Source organism: Variovorax sp. OK212 (assembly GCF_900112425.1).
Lineage (GTDB): Bacteria > Pseudomonadota > Gammaproteobacteria > Burkholderiales > Burkholderiaceae_C > Variovorax.
In genome coordinates, this window is record NZ_FOLP01000028.1 from 52,435 (window position 1) to 72,158 (window position 19,724).

The window sequence follows — 19,724 nt, forward strand, 5'->3', positions numbered from 1 at the left end:
GGATTCCCCGGCTTCCGCCTGATCGTACGGTAGCGTAACGTATGCAGGCATATCTGATGCGATCCAACCCACCGAGGAACGACCATGCAGGGTACCCAACTGCTCAAGCGGGCAGTGCAATGCAGCGCATCGCGCATCGCCACCATCAGCGGCGACCGCCAGCGAACCTGGCGGGAAGTCGGCGAGCGCGTGCCGCGCATGGCCGCCGCGCTGCGCTCGCTCGGCGTGCAGGACGGTGCCTTCGTCGCCATCCTGGCAATGAACTGCGACCGCTACCTCGAGCTGTTCTTTGCCGTGCCCTGGGCCGGCGGCGCGCTGGCGCCGCTCAACGTCCGATGGTCGGCCGTGGAAAACGTCTACGCGCTGACAGACTCGAATGCCGAGGTGCTGTTCGTGGACGACAGCTTCCTGGAGCAGGTCGACTTTCTGCGCGCCGAGCGCCCCGGCATCCGCCACTTCATCTACCTGGGCGACGGCCCCACGCCCGCCGGCATGCTGTCGTACGAAGAGCTGGTGGCCCAGCACGCGCCCATGCCCGATGCCGACCGCAAGGAAGACGACCTCTACGTCATCTTCTACACCGGCGGCACCACCGCCCACCCCAAGGGCGTGGCCATGTCGCACCGCGGCGTGTACCTGGCCACCTGCTGCTACCTGGCGCTGCTGCCCAGCGTGGAAGACCTCACCTTCCTCTACGTGGCCGGCTACTTTCACTTTGCCGGTGCCAGCGCGCTCTGGTACATCACCATGGCCGCGGGCACGCACGCCATTCTTCCCAAGTTCGAGGCGCTGCCCGTCATGAAGGCCATTGGCCAGCACCGCGTGACCAACGCCGTGCTGGTGCCCACCATGGTCAACATGCTGCTGAGCCATCCGGACTTCAAGCAGTACGACCTCAGCAGCCTGAAGACCTGCATCTACGGCGGCTCGCCCATGCCCGAAGGGCTCATGCTGCGCGCCATGGAGATGGTGCCGACCTGGGGCTTCTATCAGATCTACGGCATGACAGAGACCGGCGGCTTTGCCACCATGCTGCGCTGGCGCGACCACATCGTCTCGGGTGAAAAGGCCTCGCGCCTGCGCTCGGCCGGGCAGGCCGGCTTCGGCAACGAGGTGCGCGTGGTGCGCATCGAAGGCGACGACGCCGACGTGGGCGAAATCGGCGAGATCATCGTGCGCAGCGACTTCCTCATGACGGGCTACCTGAACAACCCCGAGGCCACCGCCGCCTGCCTGCGCGACGGCTGGATGCACACCGGCGACGCCGGCTACCTCGACGCCGACGGCTTCCTGTACGTGGCCGACCGCGTGAAAGACATGATCGTGAGCGGCGGCGAAAACGTCTACTCCATCGAGCCCGAGCGCGCGCTCTTCCTGCACAAGGCCGTGCGCGAGGCCGCCGTCATCGGCATTCCCAGCGAGCAGTGGGGCGAGGCCGTGCACGCCGTGGTGGTGCTGAAGGACGGCGCCAGCGCCACGGCGGAAGAACTCATTGCGCATTGCCGCACGCTCATCGGCGGCTACAAGTGCCCGCGCAGCATCGAGTTCCGTGCCGATCCGCTGCCCGTCACGCCCGTGGGCAAGGTGCGCAAGAACGTGCTGCGCGACCCGTACTGGGCCGGCCACGAACGCAAGATCTGAGAACGCCCGGAACAGCATCTGTGAAAGCCGTTCACGCCGCAAACCGTACGGCAGCGAACAACAATCGATGCGCCCGGCTCCGCTTGCCGCGCGCGACCTTCAACCTCAACGAGACAACCCGATGGTATTGAACGACGACCAGAGAGCGCTGCAGGAATCCGCGCGCCGCTTCGCCCGCGAGCGCCTGCTGCCCGACTACCAGAAGCGCGAGAAGATCGGCGTGCTCGACCGCGGCCTGCTCGCCGAAATGGGCAGCCTCGGCCTCATCGGCGTCGACCTGCCCGAGCGCCTGGGCGGCCTGGGGGCCGACGCTGTCACCACCGGCATCATTGCGGAAGAGCTGGCCTACGGCGACTTCAACATCAGCGCCGTGCCGGTGGGCGTGTCGCTCAACGCCGCCATTCTCATTCGCCATGCGCAGCCCGACGTGGTCGAGGAATGGGTGCCGCGCATGATCCGCGGCGAGGCCGTGGTCGCCATCTGCCTGACCGAGCCGCGCGGCGGCTCCGACGCCAGCAACCTGCAGATGAAGGCGCGCCGCGACGGCGACCACTACATCATCAACGGCGAGAAAACCTCCATCACCTTCGCCGACCGCGCCGATGCCTACCTCATCTTCGCGCGCACCGGCCGGCCCGAAGACGGCGCCAAGGGCGTGTCCGCCTTCTTCATTCCCGCGAGCACGCCCGGCATCCAGCGCACGCACTTCGACGACGTGGGCAGCGCCATCATCGGGCGCGGCTCTGTGTTCGTTGACGATGTGAAGGTGCCCGCCAGCCACCGCCTGGGCGACGAGGGCAAGGGCTTCACGCAGGTGATGCAGGGCTTCGACTACAGCCGCGCGCTCATCGCGTTGCAGTGCTGCGGCGCGGCGCAAGCCTCGCTCGACGAGGCGTGGGCCTACGCCAAGGAACGCGAGGCCTTCGGCCGGCCCATCGGCCAGTTCCAGGGCGTGACCTTTCCGCTGGCCGAAGGCGAGTCGCACATTGCCGCGGTGCGCCAGCTGTCTTTTCACGCGCTGGCGCTGCGCGACGCGGGCCAGCCGCACACCAGCGAGGCCGCCATGGTGAAGTGGATGGGCCCCAAGACCGCGTTCGACGTGATCCACCAGTGCCTGCTGACCTTCGGGCACTACGGCTGGTCCAAGGACCTGCCGCACCAGCAGCGCATGCGCGACGTGATGGGTCTGGAAATTGGCGACGGCACCGCCGGCATCATGAAGCTTGTGATTGCGCGGCAGCGCATCGGCCGCGCGGCGGTGCAGTACCTCTGACACGGCGCCACAGGCACATACCGCCATGAAGATCGTGCTCGTGCGCCACGGACGCCCCGACGAAGACGACAGCGAACGCCCGCACGACCCGCCGCTGCGCGCCGACGGCCACGCACAGGCCGAGGCCGTGGCGGCGCGGCTGGCGCAGGAAGGCATCACGCGCATCGTCAGCAGCCCGATGGCGCGCGCCGCGCAGACCGCGCAGCCGCTGGCCCGCTTGCTGGGCCTGTCGGTGGAAACCATCGACGGCTGGGCCGAGGCCGACCGCCACGTGGCGCGCTACCGCTCCACCGAAACCTTGCGCGCGCTCGGCGAAGGCGAATGGCGACGCTTCATGGCCGACCCCATTGCGTACTTCGGCGGCGACAGCGCGAGCTTTCGCAGTGCAGTGCTGGGCGCGCTGGCCGCCACGGTCGAAGCCGGCCCCGCCAACTCCAGCAAGGCCCACGTGGCCGTGTTCACCCACGGCCTGCCCATCAACGTGGTGCTGTCGCACGCGCTGGGCCTGGAGCGCATCGTTCACTTCGCGCCCGGCTATGCGTCGATGACGCGGCTGCGCATCTTGCACACCGCCGCCGAGCCGCATGCCATTGGCGTGGCCAGCGTGAACGAGCGCGGCCACCTGCCTCCCACGCCTCCCACACCCATTCACTGAGCCTGCATGACCACGCTGATAGACGACACGACCCTGGCGCCCAAGATCGCCGACTACCTGGCCACGCAGCTCGGCCACGCCGTGACCGTGGGCGCCGTGCGACGCTTTCCGGTCGGCTTCTCGTGGCTGACCTATGCGGTGCCCGTGACCGACATCGACGGTGACGGCGCCACGCGCGAACTCATCCTGCGGCTGGGCCCCGACTACGGCCTGTTCGCCCCCTACAGCGCCGGCCCGCAGGTGCTCTCCATGCAGTCGCTCGAAGGCAGCGCCGTGCCCGTGCCGCGCGCCTTCTGGAGCAGCGACGACCCCTCGATACTCGGCGCGCCCTTCATGTTCTGCGAGAAGGTCTCGGGCGACGCGGTGGTGCCCTGGGTCTCGGCCAACGAGCCGGGGCTGGAAGAGGGCTACCGCAAGCAACTGGCCGAACAGTTCATCGACGCGCTGGCCGCGCTGCACTGCGTGCCCTGGCGAACCAAGCCCGTGGCCGCCATGGCGCACGGCATCACCGCCGGGAACGCGGCGCTGCTCAACGTCGAGCACTGGGAGTCGCAGATCGCGCGCTGGGCCATGCGCCCCTATCCGCAGGCCGAATGGGGCCTGCGCTGGCTCAAGGCGCACTGCCCGGTGGCGCCGCGCGTGGCCATCGTGCATGGCGACTACCGCACCGGCAACTTCCTGGAACAGAACGGGCGCATCACCGCCATCCTCGACTGGGAGCTGGTGCACCTGGGCGACCCGCACGAAGACCTGGGCTGGGCCAGCCTGCCCATGTACATGGGCGGCAGCAAGCTCATCTGCCGGCTGGCCGAGCCCGACTGGTTCTACGCCCGCTATGCCGAGAAGGCCGGCTTCGAGGTGTCGATGCGCTCGGTGCGCTACTACCAGGCGCTGTCGCTGCTCAAGCTCGCGGCCACCCACATGGCGGCCGCGCGCTGCTTCGAGGAAGGGCGCTTCAACGACATGCGCATGCCGGCCATGGGCAGCCAGATTGCCACCTGCCTGCGCCAGATGGAAAAAACGATCGAGGCCGCACCATGAACAACTCCTTTGCCCGCCTGATCGACGGCATGAACGCCACCCTGCGCAGCGAGGTGCTCAGCCGCCTCGACGACGAGTTTGCGCGCGGCCAGGTGTTCGGCGTCATCAACCTGCTGAACACCTTCAAGGTGCGCGCCGACTGGTCGGCCGGCTTCCTGCTGGAGCAACTGGCCGTGCAGCGCATCGCGCTGGACGGCGTGGCCGCGCTCATGCAGGGCCGGCCCGAAGCGGCCTCGCTGCCCGCGCTGCCCACGGGCGCCATGCCGGCCGCGGTGCCCATTGCCGAGCTGCTTGCGCAGCGCGACAGCGCCAACCGCGCCATTGGCGACCTGCTCGGCTGGCTCGACGCGCAACGCGCGCAACTGCCGGCGCAGGTTGCCGCCGACATCGAACAGCTGCTGCGCACCGCCATGCGCAGCGAGCTCGCCATTGAACTGAAGAACTCGCCGCGCCCGCTGTTCGCGGAAATGTCCAGCGGGTCCGAAGACTGATTGCGCACGTCGCGCACCCACCACCTATTCACCACCGAGCCGGCCGTCCAGTGCCGGCGTGGCCCATCAGGAGACAACCCCATGATTCGCTGCTCAAGAAGACTCGTCTCGCAGGTGGCCGCCGCCGCCGCGCTGGCGCTGGCATTGCCGCTCGCTGCCCAGGCCCAGGCCCAGGCCACCGGCCCCATCAAGATCGGCGTGCTCACCATCGACGCCGGCCCCTTCGCCACCTACGCCAGCCTGGTCGAAGACTCTTCGCGCGCCGCGGTGGAAATACTCAACGCCGAGGGCGGCGCGCTGGGCCGCAAGTTCGAGGTGGTGGTGCAGTCGCATGCCGGCACGCCATCGAGCGCCATTGCCGCCGTCAACCGGCTGGTGCAGCAGGGCGGCGTGAGCTTTGTGACGGGGCAGACGCCCACCTCGCACTCGCTCGCCATTTCGCCCAAGCTGGCCGCGCTCAACGCGCTGATGATCGACGTGTACTCCCAGGGCGACGACCTCATGACCAAGGCCTGCCAGCCCAACTTCTTCCGCGTGACCACGCCCGACAGCGTGTACGCCGCCATGCTGCGCGAGTTCGTCAAGAAGTCCGGCGCCAAGACCTGGAACATGATCTCGCCCGACTACGCCGTGGGCCACACCTTTGCCGCCAAGTTCACCGACATCGTGAAAGAGCAGGGCGGCACCGTGCAGATGAGCCTCTTTGCCGCGCAGGGCACCAACGACTTCGGCAGCTACATCACGCAACTGTCGAAGCCGGCCGACGCGCTCATGGTCACGCTCTACATGTCCGACGGCAACTCCTTCGCCAAGCAGCAGAAGCAGTTCGGCCTGTTCAGCAAATACAAGACCGTGCTGGGCAACGGCTTTGCCACCGAGTTCCAGCTGGCCGCGCAGGGCGATTCCGTGCTGGGCGTGCTCAACGGCCTGAGCTACCACAACACCATGCCGGGCGAGCGCAACGCCGCCTTCGTCAAGTCTTACGAGGCGCACTTCAAGCGCAAGCCCATCTACACCGACGCCGACATGATGGTTGCCATGGAAGTGCTGCGCGCCGCCATCGTCAAGGCCAAGTCGACCGACGTGGCAGCGGTGCGCACCGCGCTGGCCGGCCTGAAGACGCCCACCATCTTCGGCGACGTGGAAATGCGCGCCGCCGACCACACGCTGATTCGCCAGCTGGGCGTGGCCGAGGTGGTGCGCACGCCAGACGGCAAGGCCACGACCTTTGCCATGCGTTCTGTAGAGCCCGGCACGGCCCTCTTTCCGCCGCCGAGCCCGGAGTGCAAGATGCAATGACCGCCCCGTGCCAACGCCCGCGCGAACACTCACGCCAACACCCATGACCGCTCGCTACCGCACCCTCGAAGTCCACCGCCACGCAGACGGCTTTGCCACCCTGGTGCTCAACCGCCCGGAGCAGCGCAACACGCTCTCCAACGAGCTGCGCGGCGAAATGGTCGCGGCCATTGCGGCGCTGGAGGCCGACCCCGGCGTGCGCGTGCTCATCCTCACCGGTGCGGGCCGCGCCTTCAGCGCCGGCATGGACCTGGACGAATGGCGCACCTCCGACAAGCTCGCGGCCGGCGCGTACGAAAACGATCCCGTGCAGGCGCTGGGCAGCTTCTCGGGCCCGGTCATCGGCGCCATCAACGGCATGGCCGTGACCGGCGGCGTGGAAATGGCGCTGGCCTGCGACCTGCTGGTGGCCTCCACGGAAGCCAAGTTTGCCGACACGCACGCCCACGTGGGCCTGCTGCCCGGCTGGGGCGGCTCCGTGCGCATGGCGCGGCGCATTGGCCTGGCGCGCGCCAAAGAGCTGGCGCTCACCGGCCGCTTTCTGGGCGCGGAAGAGGCGCTGGCCTGGGGCTTCGTCAACCACGTCGTGCCGCCGGACCAACTGATGGCCAAGGCCGAATCCATCGCACGGCAAATGGCCGCCGCCGTGCCTGAAACGCTGGTCGCCTACAAGCGCGTGCTCGACGAAGGCGCCGCCTTGCCCTTCGCGGAGGCGCTGGCGTATGAGCGCCAGGCCTCGCTGGAGAACAACGCGCGCGTCAGCGGCGAGACCATCGACGCGCACGTGGCGGCGATGGTGGCGCGGCGCAAGAAAGAAGCGCCGCGCTGAAAGGGCTCCAGCAGCCCATTTCTCAGGTTCTCAGGTTCTCAAGTTCTCAGATCGGCGGATGCTGCTGCACCGCCTCGTACGCCGCAAAGCCCTTGCCCACGCCGTACTCGATGATCCCGTAACCCACCTCGTCCCCGTCGCGCACCTCGATCACCTGGTCGGCCAGCGTGCGCACGCGCTGGCGCGTGGCCGGGTCTTGCAGGTTCCACACCTCGTGCTCGAAGTAAAGCTTGCCGCGGTCGTCGCCATGGAACCAGCCGTCGAGCCCGCCATACAGCCCGCCCTTCAGGAAGTACCTGGTCGGCAGCACGCGCACCTGCACCGGCCGCTCGCTGCCGTCCGCAAACTTCAGGTGCAGCTCCATCGACGCCATCGACTGGCCGTGCGGGTCGTCGTGCCACTGCGCGTTGTGCGTCACGTCCACCAGCTGGTTGCGCCCCGACGCCTTGCTGCCGGCCGTGAACACCTCTTCGCCCGACAGATAGATCTTCTCGCCCGGCGCACGCTCCTTGAAGAAGATGTGCAGCCCCCGGTTCGCGAACTGCGCCGTGGTCCAGCAGTAGAAAAAGGGCGGGTAGAAAGTGAGCGGCGGCGTGGTTTCGTCGGTGCGCATTTCGGCGCGCACGCCCCACGAATGGTCGCGCTGGCCCATCCAGCTCGCGCTGTCGATGTCGATGCGCCGGCCGTCGAATTCGAGCCAGCCGCTGTAGCGCCCCAACTGCTGCCCGCGCGCCATGTTCTCCGTCACGCGGCCGTCGCGGCGGCGCAGGTGCGCCTTTTCTTCGTGCGCGTTCATGCTCGCGATGAACTCGATGTCGAAGCGAATGCCCGAGTCGTTGTCGCCCAGCACCAGCCGGTGGCGGCGCAGGCCTTCGAGCACCTGAATCGACAGCGGCCCCACCGTGGTCGTCAACGGGTCAGGCCGCAGCCGGCGCGAGGCCCTGAAGTTCCACTGCTTGCCCGGCACCGCCACGCCGGCAAAGGCGTCCATCACGTTGCGGTTGGGGTGGTAGCCCAGGCCAATGTCGAAGATCACGTCGCCGTTTGGCGTGGGGTGGCCGGTGTACCAGAGCCGCTCCATCCAGGCCGGATCGCTGTTGTCGATCTGGTCGAACGTGGTGGGAAGCTGGTGGCCGATGAGGTCGTCTTGAGGGGTCAGCATGGGTGTGCGCGAGGGCCTTGGGAGGGTGGTCGATTCTAATACGGTAGCGTATCATCTGCTACAGAACAGTAGCCGGGTTTGCCCGCACGCCGTGCTCTCTGAAGCGCTTGAAACCGTCCGTGGGCACAGCGCATGTCGCATCGCATTTCGCATTCCATGCCGCATTCATTCCCCCCAAGAAAAGGAGACAACTTCCCATGACATCGACCGACTCCCTCCGCGTCGAATGGCAAGACGGACTGGCCATTCTTTCCCTTGCGCAACCCGCGCGCGGCAACCCCTTCGACGGCACCTTCGCGCGCGACTTTCTGCAAGTGGCCTCCGGCCTGCTCAACGCGCCGCAACTGCGCGCCGTGCTGCTGCGCGCGGAGGGCGCCAACTTCAGCTTTGGCGGCGACCTGAAAGTGTTCTACCCCGCGCGCGACCGCCTTGCGCCACTGGTGCGTGAATGGACCGCTGATCTGCACATGGGCCTGCAGCGCTTCTGGCGCATGCCCGTGCCCGTGGTCACCGCCGTGCAGGGCTTTGCCATGGGCGGCGGGGTGGCGCTGCTGGCCGGTTGCGACGTGGTGGTGGCGGGCGCGTCCACGCGCATCGGCTCCGCCTTTGCGCAACTGGGCTTCAGCTGCGACTCCGGCTCCACCGTCACGCTCACCTCGCGCATGGGCATGGCGCGTGCGCGCCGCTTCGTGCTGCTGGCCGAAGTGCTGGGCAGCGAAGAGGCGCAGCGCGCGGGCCTGGTCGACCTCATCGTGCCCGACGACCAGCTGCAAGACGAGGCCCTGAAGCTCGCCCGCCGCCTGGCCGCCGGCCCCACCGTGGCTTTCGGCGAAACCAAGCGCCTCTTCATGAAAGCCGGCGCCGCGCAGCTGGAAGCCCAGCTCGAAGACGAGGCGCTCACGCTCGCGCGCGTGTCCGCCACGCAAGACGCGCAAGAGGGCATCGCCGCCATGGTGGAGAAGCGCAAGCCCGCCTTCCAGGGGCGCTGAGCAATGGCGACGACCGACACCGTGCTGCCGTGGGACTCGCGCGACCTGGAGGCGCTGCTGCGCCTGGAGCCCGTGGGCCCTTCCACCTTTCGCACCCGTTACGCCAGCCCCAACTCACGCGGCACCGTGTACGGTGGGCAGTTGCTGGCCAACGCCGTCATGGCCGCCTCGCTCACCGTGCCTGCCGGGCGCGACATCACCGCGCTGCAGTTCATGTTTTTGCAAAGCGCGGACCCCGCGCGTGTCATCGACCTGGAGGTGAGCGTGCTGCAAGACGGCAAGCGCTTTGCGTCGCGCCACGTGCGCGGCACGCAGCCGGCCACACACGACGCACCGCGCCGCGTGGTGCTCGACGCGCAAGCCACCTTTGCCACGCCACTGCCCGGCCCCGAGCACGCCACGCCGGCACCCGCGCTGGCGAAGGGCATCGACCCCTTCACCTTGCCGCGCATGGAAGACATGCCCGCGGACGTGGCCAGTGCCGTGTGGCGCACGCTGGGTTACCAGATGGATTCGACGCTGCTCGACCTGCGCGTGGGCGACGCCGCAAAGAGCCTGGGGCTGGCGTCGCAGAGCGCGGAGCTGAACTTCTGGCTGCGCACGCGCGAGCCGCTGCCCGACGACCCCATGCTGCACGCCGCCGCGTTCGCGTACCTGTCGGACTGGTGGCTCAACTTTGCGGCGGTGGGCATCCACGTGCCGCAACTGGACCGCGATGGAGAGCGGCTGCACGTGGCCAGCCTGAACCACGCGATCTGGTTTCACCGGCCGCTGCGCGCGGACCGGTGGCTTTGCTTCGACGTGCAGAGCCCTTGTGCGGCGCGGGGGAGGGGGCTGTCTGTGGCGAAGGTGTATGACGGGGAGGGGGGGCTGGTGGCCAGTGCTACTCAGGAGTGTTTGAGTACGCCTGGGGGGATTTGATGCCGTCTTAAAGATCAATCTTTGCGCTAAGACCACATCGACTTAGCAAATTTGCGGCTGGTCAACGCCAGTATTAAGTCTAGAGCGGCCAGATGAGCAAGCGCTTGCGTAGCGCCAGCAGGTTTTTTTGCCGTAGTTCGTCTCGCCGCTTATTAGCATCCTGCTGCCTAATTCAACCGGCCTAAAATTCCCGGGTCCAAGCAGTACCAATTTTGGGCGAGAGAGCGTTTGTGCGCTTATAGCTTTGCCATAGCATTGTAGTGATCTGCATATCCCGTTTTTTGAAACAAGAGCTTTAAGCCATCTTTAAATGAATCGTAGTCGAACTCTTTCATGTCAATTAGATTCTGGCCGAGAGAATGCGATTCTCGATTGATGTATCTATTGAATGCTTGAAGTCGAACCTCCTGCAGTTCTGGCATCTGAAAAACGTTCCCCAAGTCCTTTTTCCGCACAAAATTGAAGAAATATTCAATGACATTTCTCATGCAGTTGGCGATTAGGGCCGGCGGATGACTTTTGTTGTTGATCACACCCCAGTAAGCTTGGTAGTCATTCTGAATTTCCTCATATTTCATTTCTTGAAACAGACTGCCATCTTGACCTTTGGTTAATCTAAATAGATGTTGATCTAATTTTCTTTTTTCATGATTGGTTTCGGTTAGTTCGTAAAAGAAATACAAACTGTGAGTCAAAATAAAAACCTGAGAAAACCGGGGGCTCTTGAAGAATAGATTTTTTATCAGTCTGCCGATGTTGAATACAAAAATATGAGAGAGACTTGAAATCGGATCGTCGATCACGATGACACGATGTGGACTTAGATCTGATGCAGATAGCTTCCCTTTGCACATTTCGCAAAAATAAAGAAAACTGATCATCATTTTTTCGCCTTCGCTTAATGTTTGGAAGGCATGAGATGGGTCGCCTTGGCGAGCTACCCTATAGAGAGCATCGGAGTGTCGGATGATGCTGAACTCAAGAATTCCAAGATCTGATAAGCTGGCATTAATCGCATTTACAGCGTCGTCGACATTAATTGTTTTCTTTTGCGCATCCGCAATTTCATTTTGCGCATAGAGTGATTCATTCTGTAGCTTTTTAACTGAATCGTCTAATGCCTTCTGAGATTGCTGCATTGCTTCGAAATCCGATTTGTATCGACTTATGGTTTGGTCGTAGCTCCATCGCATCAGAGACCAGAATTCAGCTTTTATCTCGTCAAGTGAAGCGGCCTTGTTTTTAATCTTTTCGTTGTGCAACTCGATTTTAATATTGATCGAGTCAATTTCATGATTTAGGTCTTTGAGTTCTTTCGCTGTAGATGTAAGTTGAACAATTTCTTTCGGGCTTCTGATTTTTTGTGCAATCAGAGCCCGGTTTGAGCGAACAATTTCATTAATCAGTTTAAATTTTGCATTGATACGATCCTTCGCCGTTTCAGCGAATGGATGCGAAAGCAGGGTTTCAATATTTGGGAGAGATTCATGAGCAAAAACATAATCACTTTCAAATTTCTCAAGCTGCGCAACCTGGGCTTGATAATTGCCGCCAAAATACCGAGCAATCTCTTCGGAAAATTTTAAATTAATTGTGTCCGATTGACAAAACGGGCAGATGGCCGTATCGATTTCGCCGACTTTGGGTAGATATTTAAGACCCTGCTGTACCCAGTCCGCATTCCCTAGGTGCTCGATAAGTTGAGCGACCTCGCTGTCGGAGTTGCCTAAAATAGTTGTTGTGAAAATATTCGCAGATTCAATTGCGGATACATCAAATCCGATTTTTGGAATCGGAAGCTGGGATTCGGTCGAATCTCCTTGCAACGATTCGACTTCTGTACGAAGCGTTTGAATGTTTCTTGTTGGCTCGTCTGCGGGCTTTTCATGCTGCAAGAGCGTGTTGAATAATTTTTCTCTATCCGACATCAATCCCTTCAAGCAATACTCTAAAACTCGATCCCCTCCTGAGTATTGCGTCTTAATTTTCCAAACCTCGCCAACTGATTTTGATTTTTGAACTTCAAAATCTTTAAGTAGTTTGGATTTTTCTTCTTGTTTGGCGGAAATTTCCGTTTGGATTGCAACGGACAATTTCGAAAATTTTGCTATTTTTTCTTCAGCCTCTTTGTTTTCCTTGGAAAGACTAAAAATTCCTTTTAACTTGTCCGAAACGAAAAAATTGTCTTGGACGAAGGTTTGGTTGTATACCAGCACAGGATTAGAGGCCGCCGGTGATTTTTTGCAGGCACTGTATCTCGGCTCATCTGGGGAGTAAAAAAAGTTTGAAATTGTGGACTTTCCCGTCCCGTTAAGTCCGTAAATCAAATTTACTTTTTTATCTGTTTTAAGAACTGTCGTGTTCTTAAAACTAGCAACCGATGACATATGGATTTCCGTAAACATTGGCCCACTCCTAGTTTTTTTGATGGAATTCAAACATATGCAATATGTAGTACTCATCATTACAGAGGAGTGGGTCAATGTAAAGGGATTCGAAGTCGCTACTCTTTAGGCCCCGCAGCGCACTTGCGCGCGGTCTCACTTATTTGGAGCAGTTCCCCCGCCTTGCGCGCCAGATCAGCCGCAAGCCAAAGCAGGTTGTCCAGTTGACGAGGCCCACTACCACTGCACCAGTCGATGTCTTGCCCATAGCACACCCACAGGAGTGCTTCGAGTTGAGCGAGGGTGGATTCGAGAAGATCCGCCGCATCTTGGGCGTTGTCTTCAGAAGCTCCGGGCGTGAGATGCCGGGCTATAGTCTTGCTAGCCATTTTTGTGCGTTCCTTTTGAGGTAGTTGCACTTCTTTGGTTAGACGGTCGGGGTGTTACAAGCACCCCGACCGTCGCCTTTTGATACCTCGCATTTGCATCGTTGCTTTCGCACCGACAACCTGCCGCGAGGCAAGCAGCCTTCAAGAATGTTTCGCCGTGGTGTGTGACGCCTTCCTTGTCCCCTTGGTGGGGAGTTGAGTGACAGGGGCATTCACTTTAGAGAAGAGCACGTGCGCAGTGCCCGCTTCGTGCATGACGAAGTCTCGATTCACGCCAACAAATGCAGCTTCGGCTGCGCGGCGTTGGCTGGCGCCAAGTGCGCCGTCTTTCAGCGTCGGTGTTCGTGATGCGCAAGGCCACGCAGCCTCGCGTCACGCATGTTCAACGGGCCGCAACACTTGTTGCGCCGCGGCCCGCGCCAGGCCTCAGTCGTTGGCCTGGAAGTTCACGGCCTTCATGATCCCCGCCCACCGCGCGGTGTCTTCGCGCATGGTCTTCACCAGCGCGTCGGCGCCGTCGCCCACGGGGTACATGCCGTTCTGCACCAGCTGCTGTCGCACCTCGCGCGTGTTCACCGCGCGCATGAATTCGGCGCGCAGCTGGTCGACCACCGCCTTGGGCGTTTTCAGCGGCGCGTAGTAGGCGAACCAGGCGGTCGCCACCACGTTGTTCTGGCCGCCTTCGACAAAGGTGGGCACGTTGGGCATCAGCGGGGAGCGCTTGTCGCCGCTGGTGGCCAGCACCTTGACGCGGCCGCTGGGCAGCATCTGCAGCGCGCCGCCCACGGTGTCGAAGTAGGCCGGCACGGTGCCGCCCATCACGTCCTGGCGCGCGGGCGTGGAGCCGCGGTAGGGCACGTGCACCATCTGCAACCCGGCCGACCGGTTGAGCATTTCGCCCAGAAAGTGCGACGGTGTGCCCGCGCCGTAAGACGCAAAGCTCACGCCGCCCGGCTGCTTTCGTGCCCACGCGATGAACTCGGCCAGGTTGTTGGCGGGCACGTCCTTGTGCACGACCAGCGCCAGCTCGAAGCGCGCGGCGTTGACGATCGGCTGAAAGTCCTTGATGGGGTCGTAAGACAGGTTCTTGTAGGCGCTGGGGAACATGGTCATCATGCCGGCCGTGCCCAGCAGCAGGGTGCGGCCGTCGGGCGCGGCGGTCTTCACGGCCTCCACGGCGATGCGGCCCGCGGCGCCGGAGCGGTTGTCGACCACGAGCGGGCCGAGCGACTCGCGCACCTCCTGCGCAATGGCGCGCGTGAGCACGTCTTGGGTGCCGCCGGCGGGCACGCCAATCAGCACGCGAATGGGCGTGCCGGGTGCAAGCGCGGGGGCAGGCGCGTTGTGAGTTTGGGCGAGCGCGAGCGGCGCGTACGCCGCCAGGGGTACGCATGCCGCGCTGCCCAGCACGGCCAGCACATGGCGCCGCCGCAGGTGCGGCGGGTCTGCTTTCATCATTTGTCTTGTCTCCGTTGGTGAGGGCTCGCAGCCACTGTAGAGCGCTGACAATTGATTCATCTAATCAACCATTCCCCGGGCTAACCCTATGAAAGCGCCGCTGCGTCCGCTCGACGACCTGCTGCTGTACCGCACCAGCCGGCTGCTCTCGGTGGCGGGCGGCATGGTCATCCGGCTGTGCGAAGGGCGCTTCGGCATCACGCGGCGCGAGTGGCGGCTGCTTGCCACGCTGGCCAGCCAGGGTGCGCTGGGCTCGTCGCAACTGGCGGAGCACGCGCAGCTCGACCGGGCGCGCACGTCCAAGGCGGTGAGCTCGCTGGTGAAGAAGGGCATGGTCTCGCGCGACAAGCCCGCCGGTGACAAGCGCCACGTGCGCCTGTGCCTCACCGCGGAGGGCGCGGCGCTCTATGCGCAGCTGTACCCGCTGGTCGCGGCCATCAATGCCGAACTGCTGGGCGCGCTGAGTGCCGGCGAGGTGGCGCTGCTCGACGGCATGCTGCAGCGCCTGCATGCGCGCGGCGAGGCGATGGTGGCGGCGGCCGACCTGCCCAAGGCCGACCGGCGGCGGCGCGATGCGCCTGCTGCGCGCTGACACGCACCGGTGCGCGTCGGTGCGCGTCGGTGCACGCCGAGCTTCATTGAGTAGTGCCGGCCTGCATCGACCTGCGCTGGCGGGCATCGGCGGGCGCACCTGCGCCGCGCCGTCATCGTTCGCATGCGTACCATCTGTGCCACCTCTTCACAGATGATGTGCGCCCCCGCACCTTGTCCCTGCATGCCCGCCAAGGGATGCTCGTCTTCCAGACAAGAAAGGAGCGGTTGACCCAGCGCTCCGACAAAAGGAGACAAGCAGCATGCATCGCTCCCCGGATGTATTCGACTACGTGGTCATCGGCGCCGGCTCGGCCGGCTGCGTGATCGCCAACCGCCTGTCGGCCGACCCGGCGGTGCGCGTGGCGCTCATCGAGGCCGGGCCTTCGGACCGGCAGTTTCCGGTGAACGTGAAAACCTCGCTGCCGGTGGGCAACATCTTCTTGCTGCCGCATGCGCGCTACAACTGGCAGCACGGCTTTCAGGGCGGCGCGGCGGTCAACGACCGCACCATTCCGTGCCCGCGCGGCAAGCTGTTCGGCGGTTGCAGTTCAGTGAACGGCTCGGTGTACATCCGCGGCCACCGGCTGGACTACGACGAGTGGGCCGCGCTGGGCAACCCCGGCTGGGCGTACGACGACGTGTTGCCGGTGTTCCGCCAGCATGAGAACCACCACGGCGGCGCCACGCCGCTGCACGGCACGGGCGGCGCGTTCGACGTGAGCCGGCCGACCTCGCCCAACGTGCTGTCGCAGGCCTTCGTCGATTCCGCCGTGCAGGCCGGCCACCGCCGCAGCGACGACTTCAACGGGCCCGAGCAGGACGGCATGGGCCTGTATGACCTGAACCAGCGCCACGGCGTGCGGCTGAGCAATTCGCGCGCGTTCCTGCACCCGGTGCTGGGCCGGCCGAACCTCACGGTGTTCGCGGACACGCTGGTCGAAAAGATCGAGCTGAAGGGCCGGCGCGCGGTGGGGGTGCGCATCGTGCAGAAGGGCAAGGACGACGAACCGGGTGAGCACGGCCGGCGGCGCCTGCTGAGCGCGTCGAAGGAGGTGGTGCTGTCGGGCGGCGCGGTCAACTCGCCGCAGCTGCTGATGCTCTCGGGCATCGGGCCCGGCGCGCACCTGCGGCGCTGGGGAATTCCGGTGCTGGCCGACTTGCCGGGCGTGGGGCAGAACCTGCAGGACCACCCGACGGTATTCGTGTCGCACGGCAACCCGAGCGGGGAGTCTTACGCGCTGTCGGCCAGGTCGTGGCCGCGCATGCTGGCCAGCCCGTTTCGCTACCTGTTCAACCGCAAGGGCATGCTGTCTTCGAACGCGGCGGAGGCGGGCGGCTTCTTCAGGAGCCTGCCGGGGCTGGACCGGCCCGACGTGCAGATGACCTTTCTGGTCGGCCTGAAGGGCAGCGCGCGGGTCATTCCGCGCGACCACGGTTTCATGGTGCTGGTGCAGCTGCTGCGCCCCGCGGCGCGCGGCCACCTGGAGCTGGCCTCGGCCGACCCGGCGGCCAAGCCGGTGATGCACCCGAACTTTCTGGAAGACCCGGCCGACCTGGCAACGCTGGTGCGCGGCGTGCGCGAGGCGCGCCGCATCTTCGCGGGCGCGGCGCTGGCGCCGTTCTCGGGCGCAGAGATCGCGCCCGGCCCGCAGGTGCAGACCGACGCGCAGCTCGAAGCCGCCTTGCGCGCGCAGGTCAACACGGCCTACCACCCGGTGGGCACCTGCAAGATGGGCCCGGCCAGCGACCCGCTGGCGGTGGTCGATGCGCGGCTGCGCGTGCACGGCATCGCAGGCCTGCGCGTGGCCGACGCGTCGGTCATGCCCAACATCGTCGGCGGCAACACCAGCGCACCGGCCACCATGATCGGCGAGCGCGCGGCGGCCTTCATGCAGGAAGAGGCACGCAGCGCGGCGCGGCTGTCGGCCTGACGCACACGCCATTCACGAGACAGCCATTCACGAACACCGCCATTCACGAACACCACGACCCCTCAAGGACACCTCCCATGGCACAGCTCACTTCCTTGCCCACGCCCGCCTTTCTCGACGGCCGCGTCAAGCGCCTGTTCATCGACGGCAAGCATGCCGACGCGCTCTCCGGGCGCACCTTCAACACCATCAACCCGAGCACCGGCCGGGTGCTGGCCGAAGTGGCCGAGGCCGACGAGCGCGACGTGGCGCTGGCCGTGGCGGCGGCGCGCCGCGCCTTCGTGGGGCCGTGGAGCAAGTTCAAGCCCTTCGACCGCCAGCAAATCATGCTGCGCATCGCCGATCTGGTGGAGGCGAACTACGACGAGCTGGCCATGCTCGACACGCTCGACATGGGCGGCCCCATTGCGCGCACCACGCTCGGCCGGCGCCGCGCGGTGGCGCTGCTGCGCTACTACGCGGGGCTGGCCACGTCCACGTACGGCGAGACCATCGAGAACTCCGCGCCCGGCGAGGTGTTCAGCTACACGCTGAAAGAGCCGGTGGGCGTGGTGGCGGCCATCAACCCGTGGAACGGCCCCATCGGCCTGGCCATCTGGAAGCTGTGCCCCGTGCTGGCATCGGGCTGCACGCTGGTGCTGAAGCCGGCCGAGCAGGCACCGCTGTCGCCGCTGCGCCTGGCCGAGCTGTGCGCGGAGGCCGGGCTGCCACCGGGCGTGTTCAACGTGGTCACGGGCCTGGGCGCCGCGGGCGCGGCGCTGGCCGAACACCCGGGCGTGGACAAGGTGGCGTTCACGGGCTCCACGGAGGTGGGGCAGAAGATCATTCGCGCATCGGCAAGCAACATCAAGCGGGTGTCGCTGGAGCTGGGCGGCAAGTCGCCCAACATCGTGTTTGCCGACGCGGACCTCGACGCGGCCGTGCCCGGCGCGGCCATGGCGGTGTTCGGCAACTCGGGGCAGATCTGCAGCGCGGGCACGCGGCTGTTCGTGGAGCGCAAGGTGTACGACGAGTTCGTGCACAAGGTGGCCGACTTCGCGCGCTCGCTGCGCGTGGGCAATCCGCTGGACACTGAGACGCAAATTGGCCCGCTGGTCTCGCAGCAGCAGCTCGACCGCGTGAGCGGTTACCTGGCCGCCGGCAAGCAGGAGGGCGCCAAGGCGCTGGCCGGCGGCATGCGGCTGGAGCGCGATGGCCTGTCGGACGGCTACTTCGTCGCGCCCACGGTGTTCGCCAACGTGAGCGACAACATGAAGATCGCGCGCGAGGAAATCTTCGGCCCCGTGATTTCCGCGCTGCCCTTCGACGACATCGACGACATGCTGCGCCGCGCCAACGACACCGACTACGGCCTGGCCAGCGGCGTGTGGACGCGCGACGTGGGCAAGGTGCACCGCGTGGCCAAGGGCCTGCGCGCGGGCTCGGTGTGGGTCAACTGCTACCAGGTGATGGACCCGGCCGTGCCCTTCGGCGGCTACAAGATGAGCGGGTACGGCCGCGAATCGGGCGCGGAGCACATGGCGGAGTACCAGCAGACGAAGGCGGTGTGGGTGAAGACCGACTGACGCGCACGGGGTGCGGGGCGGGGTATTCTCCCGAAGGCCCGCCTTTGCTCCCCACGCCCCCGCACCATTGCAACGCCGCCCATGAACGACCGCATCCGAGAGCTCGACGTGTTCCTTCGCGTGACCGAGGAAACCAGCTTTTCCGCGGCCGCGCGCAGCCTGGACTGCAACCCCTCCACCGTCAGCAAGCTCATCCAGCGGCTGGAAGACCGGCTGCGCGTGCGGCTGTTTCACCGCACGTCGCGCGTGCTCAAGCTCACGCGCGAGGGCGAGCAGTTTCTTGAAGGCGCGCACCGCGTGCTCGACGCGCTCGAGGAGGCCGAAAACGGCCTGCAGAACACCAAGACGCAGGCCAGCGGCGTGCTGCGCTTCAACTCGTCGCTGCTGCTCGCGCAGCACCAGCTGTCGCCGGTGATCCCGGAGTTTCTGCAGCGGCACCCGGAGCTGCGCGTGGAATTCGTGCTCACGGCCAGCCCCATCGACCTGTTCGAAAACCACATCGACGTGTCTTTCCAGAGTGGGGACATTCCCGATTCTTCATTGGTCGCGCGGCGCATTGCCACCACCCGCTGGACGCTGTGCGCCTCGCCCAAGTACCTGGCGAAGGCGGGCATTCCCATGACGCTGCAAGACCTGCAGCAGCACAACTGCATGAACTTTCTGGCGGGCTCGGTGCGCAGCACCTGGGCGCTGCAGGACGGCAGCGAGCCGGTGTCGCTCAGCGTGAACGGCAACATCGGCAGCAACTCGGCCGAGCTGCTGCGCGCCTATGCCATTGCGGGCGTGGGCATCGTGCGCCTGTCGGATGTGCACGTGGCGGCCGACCTGGCGGCGGGGCGGCTCATTCGCGTGCTCGAGAAGTTCCAGGTGGCGTCCGAAGACCCGATCTACGTGGTGTACCCGAGCAAGCGCAACCTGAGCCCGCGGGTGCGGGCGTTTCTGGACTTTCTGAACGAGAAGTTCGAGGCGGGCTGGGCCAGCCTCTGAGCGTTTGAATCGTGTCGGTCCGCCATGTGTGCGGGCGCGTCACAGATGCTTTGAAGGCCGGCTGGCTCCCATGCGCGGGCATTCCGGCCATCATGGTGTGGAGACAAGCGCGACG

Annotated in this window: 16 protein-coding genes; 13 read left to right on the plus strand and 3 right to left on the minus strand. The window is 64.8% G+C overall.

Features of this window, described 5'->3' with window-relative positions:
- Positions 1 to 84 precede the first annotated feature (84 nt).
- The 7 genes from BM004_RS36910 (at position 85) to BM004_RS36940 (ending at position 7,229) form a co-directional block, all read left to right on the plus strand.
- Positions 85 to 1,641: a long-chain-fatty-acid--CoA ligase gene (locus BM004_RS36910; RefSeq protein WP_093221366.1), complete on the plus strand. Its 1,557-nt coding sequence runs from the start codon at positions 85 to 87 to the stop codon at positions 1,639 to 1,641.
- A gap of 121 nt (positions 1,642 to 1,762) precedes the next feature.
- On the plus strand, positions 1,763 to 2,914 hold the full coding sequence (locus BM004_RS36915) for an acyl-CoA dehydrogenase family protein (RefSeq protein WP_093221368.1): 1,152 nt from the start codon (positions 1,763 to 1,765) through the stop codon (positions 2,912 to 2,914).
- Between the two features lie 25 nt (positions 2,915 to 2,939).
- Complete coding sequence (locus BM004_RS36920; RefSeq protein WP_093221371.1) at positions 2,940 to 3,569, plus strand: histidine phosphatase family protein; 630 nt, start codon at positions 2,940 to 2,942, stop codon at positions 3,567 to 3,569.
- A 6-nt stretch (positions 3,570 to 3,575) separates the two neighbouring features.
- The gene (locus tag BM004_RS36925) at positions 3,576 to 4,610 is read left to right on the plus strand and encodes a phosphotransferase family protein (protein ID WP_093221373.1); all 1,035 of its coding nucleotides are present in this window, start codon (positions 3,576 to 3,578) and stop codon (positions 4,608 to 4,610) included.
- Positions 4,607 to 5,101, plus strand: coding sequence for a hypothetical protein (locus BM004_RS36930; RefSeq protein WP_093221376.1), 495 nt, complete (start codon positions 4,607 to 4,609; stop codon positions 5,099 to 5,101). Before BM004_RS36925 ends, BM004_RS36930 begins: the two co-directional genes overlap by 4 nt.
- 81 nt (positions 5,102 to 5,182) lie before the next feature.
- The gene (locus BM004_RS36935) at positions 5,183 to 6,400 is read left to right on the plus strand and encodes an ABC transporter substrate-binding protein (RefSeq protein ID WP_093129233.1); all 1,218 of its coding nucleotides are present in this window, start codon (positions 5,183 to 5,185) and stop codon (positions 6,398 to 6,400) included.
- A 43-nt stretch (positions 6,401 to 6,443) separates the two neighbouring features.
- Entirely contained in the window at positions 6,444 to 7,229 is a 786-nt protein-coding gene (locus tag BM004_RS36940; RefSeq protein WP_093221379.1) for an enoyl-CoA hydratase, read from the plus strand.
- Positions 7,230 to 7,275: 46 nt separating this feature from the next.
- Here the strand turns inward: BM004_RS36940 and BM004_RS36945 are convergent, their stop codons facing one another.
- A complete protein-coding gene (locus BM004_RS36945) occupies positions 7,276 to 8,391 on the minus strand; it encodes an Rv3169 family protein (RefSeq protein WP_093221381.1) in 1,116 nt (371 codons plus the stop codon).
- A 197-nt stretch (positions 8,392 to 8,588) separates the two neighbouring features.
- On the opposite strand from BM004_RS36945, the gene BM004_RS36950 reads away from it, so the two are divergent.
- Both BM004_RS36950 and BM004_RS36955 read left to right on the plus strand, forming a co-directional pair.
- Positions 8,589 to 9,380, plus strand: coding sequence for an enoyl-CoA hydratase/isomerase family protein (locus tag BM004_RS36950; protein ID WP_093221384.1), 792 nt, complete (start codon positions 8,589 to 8,591; stop codon positions 9,378 to 9,380).
- A gap of 3 nt (positions 9,381 to 9,383) precedes the next feature.
- Complete coding sequence (locus tag BM004_RS36955; RefSeq protein WP_093221387.1) at positions 9,384 to 10,301, plus strand: acyl-CoA thioesterase; 918 nt, start codon at positions 9,384 to 9,386, stop codon at positions 10,299 to 10,301.
- A 236-nt stretch (positions 10,302 to 10,537) separates the two neighbouring features.
- Here the strand turns inward: BM004_RS36955 and BM004_RS36960 are convergent, their stop codons facing one another.
- A complete protein-coding gene (locus BM004_RS36960) occupies positions 10,538 to 12,706 on the minus strand; it encodes an AAA family ATPase (protein ID WP_177206748.1) in 2,169 nt (722 codons plus the stop codon).
- Between the two features lie 794 nt (positions 12,707 to 13,500).
- Entirely contained in the window at positions 13,501 to 14,532 is a 1,032-nt protein-coding gene (locus BM004_RS36970; RefSeq protein WP_093221394.1) for a Bug family tripartite tricarboxylate transporter substrate binding protein, read from the minus strand.
- Between the two features lie 88 nt (positions 14,533 to 14,620).
- Here BM004_RS36970 and BM004_RS36975 point away from each other — a divergent pair, with 88 nt between their 5' ends.
- From BM004_RS36975 to BM004_RS36990, 4 genes are all read left to right on the plus strand, one after another.
- Complete coding sequence (locus BM004_RS36975; protein ID WP_093221396.1) at positions 14,621 to 15,124, plus strand: MarR family winged helix-turn-helix transcriptional regulator; 504 nt, start codon at positions 14,621 to 14,623, stop codon at positions 15,122 to 15,124.
- A 262-nt stretch (positions 15,125 to 15,386) separates the two neighbouring features.
- Entirely contained in the window at positions 15,387 to 17,057 is a 1,671-nt protein-coding gene (locus BM004_RS36980) for a GMC family oxidoreductase (RefSeq protein ID WP_093221399.1), read from the plus strand.
- A gap of 77 nt (positions 17,058 to 17,134) precedes the next feature.
- Positions 17,135 to 18,622, plus strand: a complete 1,488-nt coding sequence (locus BM004_RS36985) for an aldehyde dehydrogenase family protein (RefSeq protein ID WP_093221401.1) — start codon at positions 17,135 to 17,137, stop codon at positions 18,620 to 18,622.
- Positions 18,623 to 18,703: 81 nt separating this feature from the next.
- Positions 18,704 to 19,609, plus strand: coding sequence for a LysR family transcriptional regulator (locus BM004_RS36990; RefSeq protein WP_093221403.1), 906 nt, complete (start codon positions 18,704 to 18,706; stop codon positions 19,607 to 19,609).
- Positions 19,610 to 19,724: the final 115 nt, after the last annotated feature.